The sequence below is a fragment of the Curtobacterium sp. MCJR17_020 genome, assembly GCF_003234365.2.
Taxonomy (GTDB): Bacteria; Actinomycetota; Actinomycetes; order Actinomycetales; family Microbacteriaceae; genus Curtobacterium.
In genome coordinates, this window is record NZ_CP126260.1 from 1,376,408 (window position 1) to 1,393,554 (window position 17,147).

The 17,147-nt window shown below is 69.6% G+C and carries 19 protein-coding genes; 12 read left to right on the forward strand and 7 right to left on the reverse strand.

From position 1 onward, the window contains the following. Nucleotides 1-88 precede the first annotated feature (88 nt). Together DEJ14_RS06585 and DEJ14_RS06590 are read left to right on the forward strand one after the other, a co-directional pair. Nucleotides 89-1,198: a fatty acid desaturase family protein gene (locus tag DEJ14_RS06585; protein WP_111086704.1), complete on the forward strand. Its 1,110-nt coding sequence runs from the start codon at nt 89-91 to the stop codon at nt 1,196-1,198. 16 nt (nt 1,199-1,214) lie between these two features. After that, nucleotides 1,215-1,424: a cold-shock protein gene (locus tag DEJ14_RS06590; RefSeq protein WP_111086735.1), complete on the forward strand. Its 210-nt coding sequence runs from the start codon at nt 1,215-1,217 to the stop codon at nt 1,422-1,424. Nucleotides 1,425-1,597: 173 nt separating this feature from the next. On the opposite strand, the gene DEJ14_RS06595 is transcribed toward DEJ14_RS06590, so the two are convergent. The 5 genes from DEJ14_RS06595 to DEJ14_RS06615 form a co-directional block, all read right to left on the reverse strand. Beyond that, nucleotides 1,598-2,473 carry a carbohydrate ABC transporter permease gene (locus DEJ14_RS06595; RefSeq protein WP_071252441.1) on the reverse strand — a complete coding sequence of 292 codons (876 nt, stop codon included), beginning with the start codon at nt 2,471-2,473 and terminating at the stop codon, nt 1,598-1,600. Next, nucleotides 2,473-3,432: a carbohydrate ABC transporter permease gene (locus tag DEJ14_RS06600; protein WP_111086702.1), complete on the reverse strand. Its 960-nt coding sequence runs from the start codon at nt 3,430-3,432 to the stop codon at nt 2,473-2,475. Before DEJ14_RS06600 ends, DEJ14_RS06595 begins: the two co-directional genes overlap by 1 nt. After that, a complete protein-coding gene (locus DEJ14_RS06605) occupies nt 3,416-4,720 on the reverse strand; it encodes an ABC transporter substrate-binding protein (protein ID WP_258373380.1) in 1,305 nt (434 codons plus the stop codon). The genes DEJ14_RS06600 and DEJ14_RS06605 overlap by 17 nt, the downstream gene beginning before the upstream one ends. A gap of 125 nt (nt 4,721-4,845) precedes the next feature. Next, nucleotides 4,846-6,270: an alpha-galactosidase gene (melA, locus tag DEJ14_RS06610; protein ID WP_111086701.1), complete on the reverse strand. Its 1,425-nt coding sequence runs from the start codon at nt 6,268-6,270 to the stop codon at nt 4,846-4,848. 78 nt (nt 6,271-6,348) lie between these two features. Beyond that, nucleotides 6,349-7,332, reverse strand: coding sequence for an alpha/beta fold hydrolase (locus DEJ14_RS06615; protein ID WP_111086700.1), 984 nt, complete (start codon nt 7,330-7,332; stop codon nt 6,349-6,351). Between the two features lie 32 nt (nt 7,333-7,364). Here DEJ14_RS06615 and DEJ14_RS06620 point away from each other — a divergent pair, with 32 nt between their 5' ends. The 5 genes from DEJ14_RS06620 to DEJ14_RS06640 all read left to right on the forward strand — a co-directional run bounded on the left by DEJ14_RS06620 (nt 7,365) and on the right by DEJ14_RS06640 (nt 10,938). Beyond that, nucleotides 7,365-7,787, forward strand: coding sequence for a hypothetical protein (locus tag DEJ14_RS06620; protein ID WP_111086699.1), 423 nt, complete (start codon nt 7,365-7,367; stop codon nt 7,785-7,787). After that, nucleotides 7,787-8,413 (forward strand): hypothetical protein, encoded by a 627-nt coding sequence (locus DEJ14_RS06625; RefSeq protein ID WP_111086698.1) that lies wholly within the window; start codon nt 7,787-7,789, stop codon nt 8,411-8,413. Before DEJ14_RS06620 ends, DEJ14_RS06625 begins: the two co-directional genes overlap by 1 nt. 76 nt (nt 8,414-8,489) lie before the next feature. Further along, entirely contained in the window at nt 8,490-9,539 is a 1,050-nt protein-coding gene (locus tag DEJ14_RS06630; RefSeq protein WP_181437652.1) for a GrpB family protein, read from the forward strand. A 131-nt stretch (nt 9,540-9,670) separates the two neighbouring features. Further along, a complete protein-coding gene (locus tag DEJ14_RS06635; RefSeq protein WP_146249836.1) occupies nt 9,671-10,066 on the forward strand; it encodes a hypothetical protein in 396 nt (131 codons plus the stop codon). Between the two features lie 47 nt (nt 10,067-10,113). Beyond that, a complete protein-coding gene (locus DEJ14_RS06640) occupies nt 10,114-10,938 on the forward strand; it encodes a helix-turn-helix domain-containing protein (protein ID WP_111086695.1) in 825 nt (274 codons plus the stop codon). A 92-nt stretch (nt 10,939-11,030) separates the two neighbouring features. Here DEJ14_RS06640 and DEJ14_RS06645 read toward each other — a convergent pair whose 3' ends face one another. Then, a complete protein-coding gene (locus tag DEJ14_RS06645) occupies nt 11,031-11,711 on the reverse strand; it encodes a hypothetical protein (RefSeq protein WP_284180084.1) in 681 nt (226 codons plus the stop codon). A gap of 213 nt (nt 11,712-11,924) precedes the next feature. Here DEJ14_RS06645 and DEJ14_RS06650 point away from each other — a divergent pair, with 213 nt between their 5' ends. From DEJ14_RS06650 to DEJ14_RS06660, 3 genes are read left to right on the forward strand one after another with little or no spacing between them, the layout of a single operon-like run. After that, nucleotides 11,925-12,443: a GNAT family N-acetyltransferase gene (locus DEJ14_RS06650; RefSeq protein ID WP_111086500.1), complete on the forward strand. Its 519-nt coding sequence runs from the start codon at nt 11,925-11,927 to the stop codon at nt 12,441-12,443. Further along, nucleotides 12,440-13,081 (forward strand): HAD-IA family hydrolase, encoded by a 642-nt coding sequence (locus tag DEJ14_RS06655; protein ID WP_111086501.1) that lies wholly within the window; start codon nt 12,440-12,442, stop codon nt 13,079-13,081. Before DEJ14_RS06650 ends, DEJ14_RS06655 begins: the two co-directional genes overlap by 4 nt. Continuing rightward, a complete protein-coding gene (locus tag DEJ14_RS06660) occupies nt 13,078-13,758 on the forward strand; it encodes an HAD family hydrolase (protein ID WP_111086502.1) in 681 nt (226 codons plus the stop codon). Before DEJ14_RS06655 ends, DEJ14_RS06660 begins: the two co-directional genes overlap by 4 nt. Here the strand turns inward: DEJ14_RS06660 and DEJ14_RS06665 are convergent. Further along, nucleotides 13,744-14,310 (reverse strand): TetR/AcrR family transcriptional regulator, encoded by a 567-nt coding sequence (locus DEJ14_RS06665; protein WP_111086503.1) that lies wholly within the window; start codon nt 14,308-14,310, stop codon nt 13,744-13,746. The two genes, DEJ14_RS06660 and DEJ14_RS06665, sit on opposite strands and share 15 nt — an antisense overlap. Nucleotides 14,311-14,401: 91 nt before the next feature. On the opposite strand from DEJ14_RS06665, the gene DEJ14_RS06670 reads away from it, so the two are divergent. Continuing rightward, nucleotides 14,402-15,397, forward strand: a complete 996-nt coding sequence (locus tag DEJ14_RS06670; RefSeq protein ID WP_111086504.1) for an amidohydrolase family protein — start codon at nt 14,402-14,404, stop codon at nt 15,395-15,397. After that, the gene (locus DEJ14_RS06675) at nt 15,387-17,144 is read left to right on the forward strand and encodes an AMP-binding protein (RefSeq protein ID WP_111086505.1); all 1,758 of its coding nucleotides are present in this window, start codon (nt 15,387-15,389) and stop codon (nt 17,142-17,144) included. The genes DEJ14_RS06670 and DEJ14_RS06675 overlap by 11 nt, the downstream gene beginning before the upstream one ends. Nucleotides 17,145-17,147 lie beyond the last annotated feature (3 nt).

Here is a 17,147-nt window from a genome sequence, read left to right on the forward strand (position 1 = left end):
ACTTCAGGCCCTAGGGTCGCGACAAGCGCAATCGCGTGAACTCTCTCGAACCGGCTGAAGGGCCGGTCCGTCAGGAAGGTCGGTCCACTTGACCACCACTCCGCTCGCTCCGGGCTACACACGTACTTGTCCAGGAACAGGAAGCCCCAAGGGCACCTCGACCTACTCCGCTCTGCTCGCGCAGGTGAAGGAGAACGGACTCCTCCGCCGCCGCACCGGGTTCTACTGGTCGCTGTTCGGCACACTCATCGTCACCTTCGCCCTCGCGTGGGTCGCGTTCGCGTTCCTCGGCGACACCTGGTTCCAGCTCATCGTGGCCGGCGCGCTCGGTGTGCTGTTCACGCAGTTCGCATTCCTGTCGCACGAAGCCGCGCACCGTCAGGTCTTCGCCTCGCAGAAGTGGAACGACCACGCCGGCCGCTGGCTCGGCACGTTCATGGTCGGCCTCAGCTACTCGTGGTGGATGAACAAGCACACCCGCCACCACGGCAACCCGAACACCGTCGGCAAGGACCCCGACATCTCGCCCGACGGCATCCGGTTCCTGCCGGAGGACGCCGCCGCGGTGAAGGGGCCGCTCATGACGACGTTCATGCGGTTCCAGGGCTGGCTGTTCTTCCCCCTGCTGACGCTCGAGGGCCTGAACCTGCACCGGTACGCCGTGCAGAGCATCGTCACCGGCAACGGCACCAAGGCCGACGTGAAGCACCGCTGGCTCGAGGCCGCGCTGCTCGTCGCCCGCTTCGGCATCTACCTGACGGTCGTGTTCTGGTTCCTGCCGTTCGGCATGGCCTGCGCGTTCCTCGGTGTGCAGCTCGCCGTGTTCGGCGTCATGATGGGTGCCTCGTTCGCCCCGAACCACAAGGGCATGCCGACCATCGCGCACGACGCCAAGGTCGACTTCTTCTCGCGTCAGGTCCGGACGTCGCGCAACATCCGCGGCGGCTGGTGGGTCTCGTTCCTGATGGGCGGCCTGAACTACCAGGTCGAGCACCACCTGTTCCCGTCGATGCCCCGTCCGGCGCTGAAGCAGGCCCGCCTGCTCGTCCGCGACCACTGCGACACGCTCGACGTGCCCTACACCGAGACCACCCTGCTGCGCTCCTACGGCATCGTCGTCCGGTACCTGAACCGGGTCGGGCTCGCTGCCCGTGACCCGTTCGCCTGCCCGATGGTCGCGCAACTGCGCATCCACTGACGCCGTGCTGTCGACCATGCCGACCGGCACCGTGAAGTGGTTCGACCACGCCAAGGGGTACGGCTTCATCCACCCCGACGACGGGTCCGAGGACCTGTTCGCCCACTTCTCCAGCATCATCGCGACGACCGGCTACCGGTCGCTCGAGGAGAACGACCACGTGCAGTACGACGTGGGCCCCGGCAAGAAGGGCCCGCAGGCGGACAACATCTCGATCATCCGCTGACGCGGACGACGGACGGGAGGCACGGTGCCAGCTGGCACCGTGCCTCCCGTCGTTTCTTTCCCATGGCCACTGCGCTGGTACGCGGAACCGGGCGTAGCTGGTCGAAAGAACCGACCAGGTACGCCCGATTCGGCCAGGTACGCCGCCCGCCCGCCCGCGCCGCCGTCGCCGCGCTACTTGATGCCGGTCGACGCGATGCCCTGCACGAACTGTCGTTGGAACGCCAGGAACACCACGAGCAGCGGCAGCACGGTCACGGTCGCGATGGCCATCACGGCACCCCACGGCGAACTGAACGCGGGGTTGTTCGTCAGCGTCGACAGGGCCACCGGCACGGTCAGGTTCTCGTTGCCCTGCAGCACGACGAGCGGCCAGAGGAAGTCGTTCCACCGGGTCATGAAGCCGAGGATCACGAGCACACCGACCAGGGGGCCGCACGAGGGCAGCACCACCCGGAAGAACGTCTGGAACTCGCCGGCGCCGTCGAGCCGAGCGGCCTCCATCAGGGCGTCCGGCACCCCGAGCATGAACTGCCGGGCGATGAAGATCCCGACGACGTCGAACACGGTCGGCAGGATCACCGCCCAGGGGGAGTCGACCAGGCCGATCTTCGCGACGACCAGGAAGCTCGGCACCAGGGTGACTTGGATCGGGATCATGATCGTGACGAGGAACGCCGAGTAGAGCAGCCCCCGGCCCATGAACCGGAACTTGGCGAGGGCGTACCCGGCCATCAGCGAGACGACGACGCTCAACGCGGTGCCGACGCTGGTGATGAGCGCCGAGTTGCCGAGCCACCGCCAGACCGGCTGCGTGCTGAACACCTGCGTGTAGTTCTCGAACGTCGGCCGGGTCGGGAACAGCGAGAACGTCCCGCTCTGCGACTGCCCGCCGGGGGTGAGTGCCGAGACGACCATCCAGTACAGCGGGAACACCATCAGGATGGCCAGGGCGGTGAGCCCGGCGACGAGCACCCAGCGACCAGGCCGGCGCCGGGAGCGGGCTCCAGCCGGACGGCGGCGGGGACCACGGACATCGAGTACGGCCATCAGAGCATCTCCTCCGCCTTGCGGTTGGCGCGCTGCCGGAGCAGCGTGAACACGAGCAGGATCGCGACGAGCACCAGTCCGAGCGCCGCGGCGTAGCCCATCCGGGCATCGATGAACGCGGACCGGAACACGTACTGGATCAGCACGGTCGTCGAGAAGCCGGGTCCACCGCCGGTCATCACGTAGATGACGTCGAAAGCCTGCAACGAGAACACGACGTTCAGGATGAGCAGGATCGACGTCGTCGGGCGGAGCAGCGGCCACGTGATGGTCCGGAACCGCACCCAGCGCGAGGCGCCGTCGATCGCGGCGGCCTCCTTGAGCTCGGCGGGCACGGACTGCAGCGCGCCGAGGTAGATCACCATGCAGAAGCCGATCCGGGTCCAGACCACGACGACCACCAGGGTCGCCATCGCCCACCCCGGAGCAGTGAGCCAGGGCACGCGCCCCATCCCGAGCGCCTCGAGCAGGTTGTTCACGACGCCGTAGTCGCCGTTGAAGATCCACGACATGATGACGCCCACCACGACGCCGGCGGCGACCATCGGCACGAAGAACAGGGCGCGGAACACCGAGCGCCCGGGCAGCGGTCGGTTCAGGGCGACCGCCAAGGCGAGCCCGATCGCCATCGAGGTCGGCACGGTGCCGAGCGTGAACACGAGCGTGTTCCGCAGCGCCGTGCCGATGAGTGGGTCGGTGCCCATGTCGACGAAGTTCTTCCCGCCGACCCAGGTGCCGTCGCCGAGCGAGGTGCTGGAGTCCTGGAAGCTCAGCGCGATCGCCGTGATGATCGGGACGAGCGAGAAGCCGAGGAACAGCAGCGCCGCGGGGCCGATGAACACGTACGGGACGAAGCGGCCCCGGCTTCGGCGGGCACCGCCGCCCGCGGGGAGTCCGCCGGTCGGAGGGGCGGTGGACGCCGTCGTGCGGACCGGCGCGGTCTCAGTTCGCAGTGACACTGCGCATCGCCTCCATCATCTGGTTCGAGGCCTCTTTCGGGCTCAGCTGCCCGAGCAGGCAGAGGTCGAGGTAGTCGGCGAACACCGCGTTGAGCGAGCTGAAGTACTCGCCGCTCTCGGCCTTCACCATCGAGAGCGGGATCGTCGTCCCCTGGTCGATGAACCGCTGCATCGTGTCGGTGTTCGCGGCGTACCCGATGTCCTTCGCGTCGAGGGACTTCCGGGCGGGCAGCCAGTTGCCGTCGTGGCAGAACTGCTGCATCTTCGACCGTGACGTGATCATCGCCACGAGCTCGGCCGCGAGCTCCGGGTGCTTGCTCGACTTCGTGACGGCCAGGGCGTTGCCGCCCAGGTCGCTCGCCTCGCCGACGTTCCGGATCATCGGGGCAGTACCCCAGTTGTCCGGCATGTCGGTGTCGAGCTGCGTGATCGACTCCGGGTTGTTGAGCATCATGCCGATCTGCCCGGTCAGGAACAGGTTCCGCGAGACGTCACCGCCGCCGCTCTTGCTGAGGTTGCCCGTGGTGGCGAGTCCCTCGGCGTACCACTTCCGGCCGAAGGCCAAGGCGTCGATCGCCTCCGGGGTGTCCATCGACGGGGTTGCGCCGTCCTCGCCGAGGAACGCGCCGCCGTTCTGGTGGACCAGCGGCAGCCACCGGTACGCCGTCTCGGGCGACGACCAGCCGTACCCGAACGCGTACTTGCCGGTGACCTGCTTGACCTCCTTCGCGACGTCGAGGAACTCGTCCCACGTCCACGCGTCGGCCAGCGCCTGCGGTGGCGTGACGCCGATCTGCTCCATGACGTCGCGGTTGTAGTAGGTGATGAAGTTGTCGGTGTGCTGGAACACGCCGTACACGCCGTCGTCCCGCGCGCCGATCGCCCAGAACGGGTCGCTGTAGTCCTGCCGGTAGTCCGCCGGGACGGACCCCGAGATGTCGACGAGGCTGCCGTTCGCGGCGTACCGGCCGATCTGCTGCGGGGTGATCCGGATGACGTCTGGCGCCAGGTCGGCGGCGAGCCGGGTGATGAACCACTGGTGGAACTGCCCGGTGGTCACCTCGACGGCGACGCTCGTGCCGGGGTGCGCCGCGACGAACTCGTCGGCGATCGCCTGGTAGCTCGTGATGTCCGTCGGGATGTTCCAGGTGGACAGGCGGATGTGTTTCGTCCCGCCGCGGCCGGTCGTGCCGCCGCCGGCGCACGCAGCCAGCGCGCCGGTCAGCGAGATGCCGGCGAGGGCGAGGAACCCCCGTCTGGCGAGCTGGGGGGATGGTCGGGTCGGCATGGTCCTCTCCTTTGAGGTCGTGGTGCCGTTCAGGTCGGCCGGGAGGCGCGGGGTGCGCACACGGCGTGCCTCGCGTCCGACGGGGGGTCGCGTCCTGGACCCGACCCCACGTCGGGCGCGACGGTTCAGACGAGCGCGGGGCGGGCCTCCCGGTCGGCCACCGGTGCTGCGGTGACCGCGTCCGCCGGACGCAGCGACTCGGGGAGCAGCGCCGCGTGGGCGTGCAGGAGCTCGTCGGTCATCTCGGCGATGCGGTCGAGCGTCAGGTGCGCCGCCGTCAGCGGGTCGAGCGCCACCGCGTGGTGGACGTGCTCGACGTCGCCCGTCAGCGCAGCGCGCACCGCCAGGGTCTGCACGTTCGTGTTCGTGCGGTTGATCGCGGCGAGCTGTGGCGGGAGTTCACCGAACGACGTCGGCTGCACCCCCTTGCCGTCGACCAGGCACGCGACCTCGACGCAGGCGTCGGACGGCAGGTTCTGGATGACGCCCGTGGCGTTCGGCACGTTGCCGTAGACCACCGCGGGCACACCCGTCACGATCGCGTTCACGATGCTCGCGCCGTACTCGACGCTCGGCGTCAGGTCGGCCTTGAGCTTCTCGAGCTGCGTGTCCACGTCGCCCTGCTCGTCGTGCGCCAGGCAGATCTCGTAGTAGTCCCAGCGCTCCGGGATGTACTCGAGCACCGTCTCCGGGTCCTTGCGGAAGTACGGCACGTACTCGCTGGCGTGGTGGCTCGACTCGGTCTCGAAGTACCCGAACGAGCGCATCAACTGGGTGCGGACCTGCTCGTTGCCGCCCTCGTAGTTGCTCGCCGCGGCAGCCGCCTCGCTGTGGTCGCCGTCGTCGTCGTGCAGGTCGGACGCCGCGACGCCCCGCTGGTGCTTCGCCGTCATCACCTCGCGCAGACGCGGGTACAGGTCCTCGCCGTTGCGGCGCGTGAACTCGAGGATCCACGCCTGGTGGTTGATGCCGGCGCTGACGAACTCGACCTCGTCGTACGGCACGCCGAGCGTGCGCGCCAGCATGCGGGTCGTGCCCTGCACGCTGTGGCAGAGCCCCACCGTCCGGAGCCCCTTCGCGTTGAGGAACGCCGTGGCCATCGCCATCGGGTTCGCGTAGTTGATGAACTGGGCGTCCGGGCAGAGCTCGAGGGCGTCGCGGGCGATGTCCTCGTACGCGCGGACCGACCGCAGGAAGCGGAAGACACCACCCGGGCCGACGGTGTCGCCGACCGCCTGGTCGATGCCGTACTTGCGGGGGATCTCGACATCCCACTTGTACGACTCGACGCCGCCGACCTGGAACGTGATGATGACGACGTCCGCACCCGCCAGGGCCGCACGCCGGTCCGTGGTCTCGAGGACCTCGACGCCGAGGCCGTGGTGGGCGACGAGCTCGCGGGCGGCCGTCGCGGTGCGGGCGACCCGGCCCGCGTCGAGGTCCATGAGGTGCAACGTCGCGTCCTGCAGGGCGGGGAAGGAGACGAGGTCGCCGATGAGGCGGAAGGGGAAGACGAAGCCGCCGGCGCCGATGATGGTGATCTTGGTCATGTGTCGACGGTAGGAAGCGCGGGGGTGTGCGGTCCTCCGGCTTCGGATGGTGGGGTTCCAGGATCCTCGGATCGGTCGTCAGATCACGGCGGACGCCTCCGGAGCGGTCGAGGTCCTGTCGGCGTGCTGGTCGAGCGCTCGGCTGAGCACGTCGCTCTGCTCCGGACCGCCGTGTCCTTCGTCTTCCACGATCGTCAGCGTGCTCTCCGGGAGGCCAGCGTGGAGACGCCAGGCCGTCACGACAGGACCGCTGACGTCGCGCCGTCCGTGCACGAGCGTGGTGGGGATGTGACGGATCCGGTCGAGGCGTGCCAGGACCGCTTGGTCGCCGGGCAGGAAGGCATCGTTGCTCCAGTAGTGCGTCACCAGCCGTGCGAACGACTCGCGTCGCGCCGGCCCGAGGTGTCCGTGCCCACGGAGCTCGGGATGGTCGAGCGAGACGTGCACGTTCTCCCAATGATCCCAAGCCGCCGCCGCGGCTTCGCGGACCCGGGCGTCCGGCGACGCGAGTTGCCGGGCGTACGCGTCCACGACGCGCTCGTCGGGGCGCCGGTGGCTCGCACGTTCGAACTCGTCCCACTCCGCGGGGAACAGGCGGCCGATGCCCTCCGTGATCCAGTCGACCTCGCTGCGACTGGTCGTGGTGACGGCCACGAGCGTGAGCGCGCGAACACGTTCGGGGTGCCGTTGCGCGTACGCGAGGGCGAGTGTGGTTCCCCACGAGATGCCCGCGACGACCCAGGTGTCGATCCCGAGCGCGGTGCGGACCGCCTCGATGTCGTCGATGAGCTGCTGCGTGGTCTGCCGGACCAGCGCCTCGGCGAGGTCGTCCTCCGGGGTGCGGCTGCGCCCGGCTCCGCGCTGATCGATCCCCACGAGTCGGTAGCGGGCGGGGTCGAAGTGCGTGCGGTACCAGCCACTGCCGAGTGATCCTCCGGGCCCGCCGTGGAGCCATAGCGCGGGAACGCCGTCCGCGGTGCCCGATTCCTCGCGGAAGATGGATGCCCCACCGTCCACGGCGATCATGCTCGTCCGGTACGGCTCGTGCGGGGTGTACACCATCCCACCACGCTACCGACGAGTACTTTCGCCTGATGGACTTCTTCGTCGCAGGGAGTTGGCGGAACCGGGACGCGGTCGCCGAGGTCGTGGATGCGCTCGACGGTGCAGGCGCGCAGTGCTACAGCTTCGTTCGAGCGCAGTACGACGACGAGGCGTTGGCCTTCGCAGTGCCCGGTGGCGCTGACGCAGCACGGCTCGGTGAACCTGGCATCCGGAGTCTCTTCGAACAGGACCTCGCAGCGCTCCGTTCCGCCGACCGGTTCGTGCTCGTCCTCCCTGCCGGAGCAGCGGCGCACATCGAGACCGGGATCGCCTACGGTCTCGGCAAGTCCTGCTACGCCGTGGGGCCGGCTGACCGTTCGGAGACGCTCTACCGACTGTTCGAGGCCATGTGCACTGATCCGGCCGACCTGGTCCGTCACCTCGCGGTCGCCGACGCTCGGAGGGTTCGGTGATGCGCTGGCAGCAGTCACTCCTCGAGCGGCTCCGCACGGCACCGGCGGTCGGCGCGGTCCGTCCGTACGGCTCCGTCCTCACGCCCGACGAGCTGGACCGGTGGAGCGACCTCGACGTCGAGCTCGATCTCGTTGCGGACGTCGACGCGCGGACACTCCTCGGAGGTGAGCCGTGGGCGTGGCAGAGCACCCTCGACGACGGTGTGCAGCACGTTCGGACAGTGCTCGCGGACGGCCGCCGCGTGGACCTCGCGACGCGAGGCGCGACGCTCGAGCTTCCTCCGGAGCCTCCGGACAACAGTCAGCGGTTCGACCTCGCGTTGGCCGCCACGCGGCTCGGACGCGGAGCGGACGTCATCGGGCTGCACCTCGTGCTCGGGGTGGTCCGCGGGGCGCTCGTGCACAGCATGGTCCTCGCCGACCAGCGGGAGGGGACGGTGCACCACCGGTTCGGCTCCGCCACGGACCTCGCCGCGGCCGAGAGCCTGACGGCTCTGTCCGGAGCGCTGAGTCCGTCCCTCGCGTTGCGCGTCGCCTCCTTCTACTCGGAGAGCCGTGCGGCCGTCGACGAGGACTACCACCCCGACTGGCGCGGTCTGGTCGCCGTCGTCGCTGCGCGCCCCTAGGCGTCTGGGGTCTCGACGATCACGACTCGTGCGGTGGCACGACCCGGGTCGCGACGGTCGTCGTACGCTGGCGGTCGTGGACGAGTGGTGGGACGTGGTCGATGCGGGCGGTGGAGCGACGGGCACGACGTTCCGGCGAGGCGACAGCGGTTGGCCCGTCGGGTCCTTCCACCTCGTGGTCACGGTCTGCGTCCACCGCGCCGACGGGACCGTCCTCGTCACGCAGCGAGCTCCGACGAAGGAGTTCGCGTACGGGTGGGAGTTCCCCGGTGGCAGCGCGCTCGCCGGCGAGTCGGGGACAGCGGCGGCCTGCCGTGAACTCCGCGAGGAGACCTCCCTCGACGTCGCGCCCGACGCGCTGCAGTGGGTCGGTCGCTTCACCGAGGACTCTGCGCTGGTGGATCTCTTCATCGTCCGGGAACCTGCCGGCTCGACCGTGCGGCCAGCTCCGGCCGAGGTGATGGCCTGGAAGTGGCTCCCCGCGTCCGAGGTGGTCGAACTCCGTCACAGCGGCGTGATGGCGGATCCGTGGGGACCGCGGTTGGACGCGCTGTGGCCAGCGGCGATGGCCACGATCCGGTCCGTGGGAGCGCCTGCCGCGGTGCAGCTGGAAGCACACCGCGACTCCTGGGAGACCGACTACCAGCGTGAGGCGTCGCGGCTCGTCACCGCGCTCGGAGACCGCGTCCTCGCGGTCGAACACATCGGCAGCACGGCCATCCCGGGTCTCGAAGCGAAGCCGGTCATCGACATCGCGGTCCGGGTCGCAGTCGACACGGATCCGTTGGCGCTCGGCCCGTTGCTCGCTGCGACTGGCTACACGCAGCACCGTGCCGGTCCGGAGAACCACGGGGTGTACACCCGCGAGCGGGACGACGGGGCGAGAACCCACATCCTCCACGTCTTCGCCTCGGACCAGTGGGACGAATGCAACCAACGGCTCTTCCGGGACAAACTGCTGCGCGACCCCACCGCCGTTGCGCGGTACCGGGAGGTCAAGACCCGAGCAGCGCGATCGTCGGATGGTCGTGCGTACACGGCCGCGAAGAGCCGGGTGGTGCAGCAGCTCCTCGATGAGGAACGTGCCGCCCGAGGTCTCGCGTCCGTGACGGCGTGGGACAAGTAGGCGGCGGAGCCTGTGGCAAGTCGTGAGGAGTACGACGTGCTCTGGGAACGTGCCCGTCAGCATCGAAGTGCTCCACACCGTCGAGTGAGTACCAGGACAGGCTGCTGCGCCGAAGCCGTAGGGTGGCGCTCGTGACGGCCACAGGGAGACGGAAGCGATCGGTCGTGGTGACGGTCGTGGTGACGCTCGCGGTCGTCGCGTTGCTCGCCGGTGTTCGCCTCGTGTCCCTGTTCGCGTTCGCAACCGAGGGGGATGTGCCACCCGCTTCCTCGGTCTCGCTACCCGCGGGCAGCGAGCTGATCGCGGAGGAGAAGGAGTGCGCTTCAGGTGGGTGCTGGGCCGTGCTCTCGGTCCGACCGCCCGAGGGAGTGAGTCCGCAGGATCTCGCAACGAGCTTGGGGATGACTCCGCAAGCTCGTCAGCGCGGGACACTGTGGGACCCGCGGACCGTCAACCTGAGCGCAGAAGTGGACGGAGAACTGCTGATCATCAGGGCCGACTACTGGTCTCGTGAAGCGACCCCCTGACGGAGGTCCTGTGTGGGGAGGCTGCTCGCTGACGTAGGCTCAGCAACGTGCTCGACGTGGAGACGATGGAAGCGGCGTACTGGAGCCACCGCGGCCCGGCCCCGCTCATGGCGTCCTCCCACCGGCACGACGACCTCGAGATGAACCTGGTGCTCGACGGGCACCTGGACTACCGGTTCGGCGGGGCGCCGGTCAGTGTGCACGCGGGCGAGATCGCACTGTTCTGGGGCTGGACCCCGCACCAGCTCGTGGGCGACGGCACCGGTACCGGCGAGTTCCGCTGGGTGCACATCCCCCTGGCCGAGGTGCTGGCGTGGGGACTACCCGACCACGACCTCGGAGCGATGCTCCTGAACCGCCCGGTCGTCGTGCCGACCGCAGCTGCCGGCCGTGACGTCGAGTCGATGCTCGGGTCGTGGCAGCGGGACTTCGCGGACGACGGTGCGGAGATCATCGCCAACCTCGAGGCGCAGGCGCTCGTGCGTCGCCTGCTCCGGCACCACCGCGACGCCGTGGACCTGCGGCCCGGCGGCGGGCACGGCACCGCGGATGCCATGCACCGGGTGATCGACATGGTGCGGTTCGTGGTCGACCGGTTCCGCGAACCGATCGAGGTCGCTGACGTCGCAGCGGCCGCACACCTGCACCCGCACTACGCGATGTCGGTGTTCCGACAGGACGTCGGCACCACGATCGTCGAGTACCTGACACGGTGCCGGGTGGCCGAGGCGCAGCGGTTGCTCGCGACGACGTCGATGACGACCTCGGAGATCGCGCACGCCGCGGGCTTCGGGTCGCAGTCGAGCTTCTACGCGCACTTCACCCGTGCCTGCGGGACTGCGCCGGGAGCGTACCGGGCACGGGCTCGCTGACCCGGTGTCTCCACGCACGAGCAACGCCCCGTCGCGAGCGACGGGGCGTTGGCCGTTCCGGTCTGCCATGCACAGCCGGAGTACGTGGGGTGTTACTTGATCTGTGCGGTGATGGTGGCGGTGCCGACGAGGAGGCCGCGCTTGACGGCGTCGGTGCCGAAGGTCTTGTTCAGCAGGCCGGCGGCGTCTTCGGAGACGTGGACGGTGGTGCCGGTCAGGATGGCGTTGTCGCCCTCGAGCTGGAGGGGCTTGAGGGAGCCGCCCCAGAGCTCGAACAGGAACGCGTTGGACGCGGCGACCTTGCCGTTGACCAGGACGTCACCGTAGAGCTTGGAGGAGCCCGGGTTCACGACGAAGTTCTCGAGCGTGACGGTGGTGTCGCCGGCCTTCAGGGTGAGGCCGGAGTCGTCGTGGTTGAGCAGGCCCTGCACGTAGGGCTTGTAGTTGCCGTCCGGCGACCAGTAGGTGACCGACCCGGCGGTGATCGGGAACGACACCGACCCGTCAGCGAGGGTCGCATCTCCCGAGACGCCGGGGGTGAGCTTGAGGGCGGTGAGGGCGTCGGTGAAGCCGGAGTCGAGCTTCACGGCGGTGGACCCGCCGAGGACCTCGGGGACGGAGGCGACCGGTGCGGGGATCTTCGACGACGACGACGAGACCGTGTGGATGGTCGGGGTGGAGGCCTGGGCGGAGGAGATGCCGAACGCGGCACCGCCGAGCACGAGGGCGCCGGTCGTGGCGAGGGTGATGGAGGTCTTCAGGCTCTTGCGCATGGTGATCTGTCCTTTGCTGAGGTGTCGCGCTCGGCGCGGCTGCTGTGTGCGCGCCGAACACACCCTGGTGCAGGGTGGAGAACCAGCAATGTGCGGCTGGTGAGCGCTCCGGGTGGTTCCCGGTCTGTGCAGGTGATTCGGTGCCATGCCCGAAGTCGATTGGAACCAGTTCGGACGAGTTTCGCCGACCGCCCGCTGTCCTAGGCTCGGTCCATGCAGGGGATCACCATCCGACCGACGACCGAAGCCGATTGGGAGGCCGTCCGAGCGCTCCGCCTGGAGATGCTCCGGGACACCCCGATGGCCTACGCGGAGCACCTGGCGGACGCCGAGCAGCTCGACGAGACGGAGTGGCGTGCGCGGGGCCGCCGAGGTCAGGACACCGGGGGCACCTCGCTCGTGGCGATCGACACCGACGGACGCTGGGCCGGTGCGATGGGGTCGTTCATACCCGACGCCGCGACCGGGCCATTGCTGGTCGGGGTGTACGTCGCGCCGTCGCACCGCGGCCGTGCGGCCGGCGTGACCGATGCGTTGCTCGACGCCATCGAGTCATGGGCTTCCGGCCACGGGACCACGCTCCGACTCCACGTGCACGAGCGCAACCTGCGGGCTCAGGCCTTCTACGCCCGGCGCGGGTACGAGCCGACCGGGGTGACCGAGCCGTACGTCCTCGCGCCCGACGAGCGGGAGCTCGAGATGATTCGCCGACTCGGCGGGGTCTCCGCATGACGGGCGATGGGGTGCGGTGGCTGCTGCTCGACGTCGGTGGCGTGCTCGAGATGGTCGACGACGCGGCATGGCCCGGACAGTTCCGCACGAGGTGGGCGGCTGCGTTCGGTCTGACCGACGAGGAGTTCTCGACGCGGTTGTCGGACGCCGACCTGCCCGATGCCGCGCGGAGGACCGGGGTCGACGACGAGTACTGGGGGAAGATCGGCGCCGCACTCGGCGCCTCGGCCGAGGTGCTCGCGTCGATGCGAGCCGACTTCTGGGACGCGTACTGCGGCTCCTTGAACGAGCCGCTCTTCGACTTCGTCGCCGGTCTGCGCGGGACGGTCGGGCTCGCAATCCTGTCCAATTCTGGTGACGGCGCCCGTCAGGAAGAGGAGCGACGGTTCGGGTTCGCGGCCGTGTTCGACCCGATCTGCTACAGCCACGAGATCGGCGTCACGAAGCCGGAACCCGAGGCGTTCCGGATCGCACTCGACCGGCTCGACGCCGCACCCGCGGATGTCCTGTTCATCGACGACGTACCGGAGAACATCGAGGCTGCGCGGGCGATGGGGATCCGGGCGCACCTGCACGTCGAGACTGCGGACACGATCGCAGCGATCCGCGCCGCGATGCCGGAGGATCGGGAGCAGTGACGGAGCCGGTGCGCGGCATCGTCTTCTTCGACGTCGACGGGACGCTCGTGTCGACCGGTTCGAGCAGCAGTCATCTCGCGGAGCGATTCGGGCACCGGGACGCACTGGACGAGGCCGAGCGTCGGTACGCCGACGGCTCGCTCACGAATCGACAGGTGAGCGAGATCGATGCCGCGGGCTGGCGCGGCGCATCGACGACGACCGTGGACCGCTGGCTCGACGACCTACCGGTGCTCCCCGGTGTGGAGCTCGTGGTGGCGTGGTGCCGCACGCACCAGGTCGTCCCCGTGTTGGCGTCGCTCGCGTGGCAGCCGGTCACTCGGTCGCTCGCGCGGCGGTTCGGATTCGTCGCGCACGGCGGACCGCGGGTCGGGGTCACGGGTGGCACCTACGACGGGGCGGTGGCGGAGCACTTCGACGAGTTCGACAAGCGAGACCGTGCGCTCCGGTACGCGCTGGCCCGTGGCGTGCCGATCGAGCGGTGCTGTGCGATCGGGGACAGTCGGTCGGACATTCCACTCTTCGAGGTGGTCCCCGCGGCGCTGGCTCTCAATGCGACCGGAGCGGCCAGGGCGGCAGCATCGACCGCGATCGACACGGCGGACCTGTCGGACGTCGTGCCGTGGCTCGAGGGGTGGCTGAACAGTCTGGGCGGACCCGGCTCAGCGAGTGGGTGACCCGGCCTCCGTCGTGAGCGACTCGACCCAGCCCTGCGCCGCGCGGAGCAGGTCGTCACGTGACGCGCCTTCGAACGCGCTGAGGCGCAGGAAGTGCTGCGTGATCGTGATGCCGAGGATGCCGCTCACGGTGAGCAACGCCCGTAGCCGGGCGTCGTCGCCGTCGAGTGAGCGCGCCAGGTTCTCGACCCGCTCGTCGAGGTAGCCGCGCATGGTGTCCGCCGCCTCGGGCACCGTCAGCATCGACCGGACGAGCGCGGCCGTCTCGGCAGGGAGCGCGTCGAAACGGATCCCCAGGACGTCGAGCAGGTGGTCAGCGGCCGCACGCTGGTTCCCACCGTCTGACGTGGTCGGCAGCTGCACGGCGGTCGCGAACAGCGCTGCCTTCGACCCGAAGTGCTGCATGACGAGCGACGGATCGATGCCGGCCGCTGCGGCGATGCTCCGGATCGTCGTGCCCTCGTACCCGTTCGCACCGAACTGCTGACGAGCAGCCGCGCGGATGCGCTCGGCGGTCTGTGCGCGTTTCGCGTCGCGTGAGGTCTCGGCCATGCGTCTGACTCTACGGCGTTGAGCGAGGTGTACGGTTCACTCAACGCCGATGAGTGAACGCGTCGGTGCGAGACCTGACGGAGGAACCCCGATGACCCTGATCGCGATCGAAGAGCACTGGAACCACCCGGCCCTGACGGACGCCGTCAACGCCCTGCCCGAGGACCGCCGCGACCCGAGCACGGCGCTGGACGAACTCGGCGACAACGGCGAGCTGCTCCGTGACCTCGGCGACGCCCGGCTCGCCGCGATGGACGAGCAGGGGATCGACGTGCAGGTGCTGTCCCTTGCGCCGCCCGGAGCGCAGCCGCTCGATGCCGCGGACGCGATCCCGCTCAGTCGGCAGGCGAACGACATCGCGATCGCCGCGGTTGCGGACCACCCGGACCGGTTCCGCGCGTTCTCGACCCTGCCGATGGCCGAACCGGGCGCTGCCGTCGCCGAACTGGAGCGCACCGCCGGCCTCGGCTGCGTGGGGGCGATGGTCTACGGGCGGACCGGCGAGGTGCCGCTCGACGATCGCCGGTACGACGACCTCTTCGCCGCCGCAGCGTCGCTGGGGCAGCCGGTCTTCATCCACCCGCAGGTCCCGTCGAAGCGTTTGCGCGAAGCGGCGTACGAGGGGTTCGACCCGATGGTCGAGCTCGGATTGGCGACCTTCGGGTGGGGGTGGCACCTCGAGGCGGCACGCGCGGCACTTCGCCTCATCGTCGGTGGCACCTTCGACCGGCACCCGGACCTGCAGATCGTGCTGGGCCACTGGGGCGAGCTGTTGCTCTTCTGGCTCGACCGCGCGGACAGCCTCTCGCGGATCGCCGGACTCGAGCGGAAGGTCTCCGACACCGTCCGCTCCAACGTCCACATCACCAGCTCGGGCATGCTCAACCCCACGCTGCTCCGGCACGCGCTCGACGTCACGACGCCCGACCGGCTGCTGTTCTCCACCGACCACCCGTTCCGGCGGCCCTCCGCGGACGAGATCGAGGCGTTCCTGCGGGAGTTCCCCTCGGACACGGCCCGCGATGCGTTCACGTCGGGGAACGCACGCCGGCTGTTCGGGATCGGCCACCAGACGGATGCGGCATGATCGGTCCGTGCCCAACCCGAACGTGACCGCCGCGTACCGCGCTGCCCGTGACCAGTTGCTCTCCGCAGAGTCCGCCGAAGCCGCCCGCGCCGCCTTCCGGTGGCCGGACCTCGGCGACACCTTCAACTGGGCCGACGACTGGTTCGACGTCATCGCGGCCGGCAACGATCGCATCGCGCTCTGGATCGTCGACGCGGCCGGCTCGGAACAGCGGCTCAGCTACGCGGAGATGGCCGCCCGGTCCGACCGCTTGGCCGTGCGCCTGCACGAGCACGGCGTCCGGAAGGGCGACCACGTGCTGGTCATGCTCGGCAACCAGCTCGAGCTGTGGGAGACGATGCTCGCGGTGATCAAGCTCGGGGCGGTGATCCTGCCGACGTCGACGATGCTCGACACCGCCGACCTGCAGGACCGCGTCGACCGCGGAGCCGTGGCGCACGTCGTCACGAACCGCAGTGAGACGGCGAAGTACGACGACGTCCGCGGGGGCTTCTCCCGCATCGTGATCGGCGGCGCTGTGGACGGCTGGACGGAGTACCCCTCGGACCTCGGCGAACCAGCGCCCGCGGGGGAGTCACGACCGGTCGTCGTCACCAAGACCACCGATGCCTGCCTCGTCTACTTCACGTCGGGCACGACCTCGAAGCCGAAGATGGTCGTGCACACCCAGACGTCGTACCCCGTCGGACACCTCAGCACGATGCACTGGCTCGGCCTGCGGCCTGGGGACGTGCACCTGGCGATCAGCTCGCCCGGCTGGGGCAAGCACGCCTGGAGCTGCTTCTTCGCGCCGTGGATCGCCGAGGCGACCGTCTTCGTCCACGACACCCCGCGGTTCGATCCGGCCGCGCTCCTCGCGCAGCTGGACGCCGCCGAGGTGAGCACGTTCTGCGCACCGCCCACCGCCTGGCGGATGATGCTCCAGTCCGACCTCGGTGCGCGCCCACGGGCACTGCGCGAGGTCGTGTCGGCCGGAGAACCACTGAACCCCGAGGTCATCGACCGGGTCGAACGCGCGTGGGGTCTGACCATCCGCGACGGCTACGGGCAGACCGAGACCACCGCGATCATCGGCAACGCCCCGGGCAGTACCGTCACCCCCGGTGCGATGGGCCGCGCGTTGCCCGGTGTCACCGTGACGCTGTTGGACCCGGTCACCGGGCAGCCCGGCGACGAGGGCGAGGTCTGCCTCGACCTCGACGAGCGGCCGGTCAACCTGATGGCCGAGTACCTCGGTGACCCCGACCGGACTGCGGCATCGATGCGCGACGGCTTCTTCCACACCGGCGACATCGCGGTCCGGAACGCCGACGGGGAGTTGACGTTCATCGGCCGGACCGACGACGTGTTCAAGTCGTCCGACTACAAGGTGTCACCGTTCGAGGTCGAGAGCGCCCTGCTGCAGCACCCTGCCGTGGCCGAGAGCGCCGTCGTTCCCGCCCCGGACGACGCCCGGCTCAACGTCGTGAAGGCGTACGTCACCCTCGCCGCCGGGTTCGAGGCGACGGCGGACACCGCCGAGCAGGTGCTCGCGTACGCGCGGACTGCGCTTCCGGCGTACGCACGCGTGCGTCGGGTCGAGTTCGCGGAGCTGCCGAAGACCATCTCGGGCAAGATCCGACGCGTGGAGCTGCGGGAGCGCGAAGAACGTGCGGCCGCAAGTGGCACGCCGATCGACGGTGAGTGGCGCGACGAGCAGTTCCCGGCACTGCGCGCGTCCCGTCCGCGGCCGCCCGCCGTCGGCTGATCA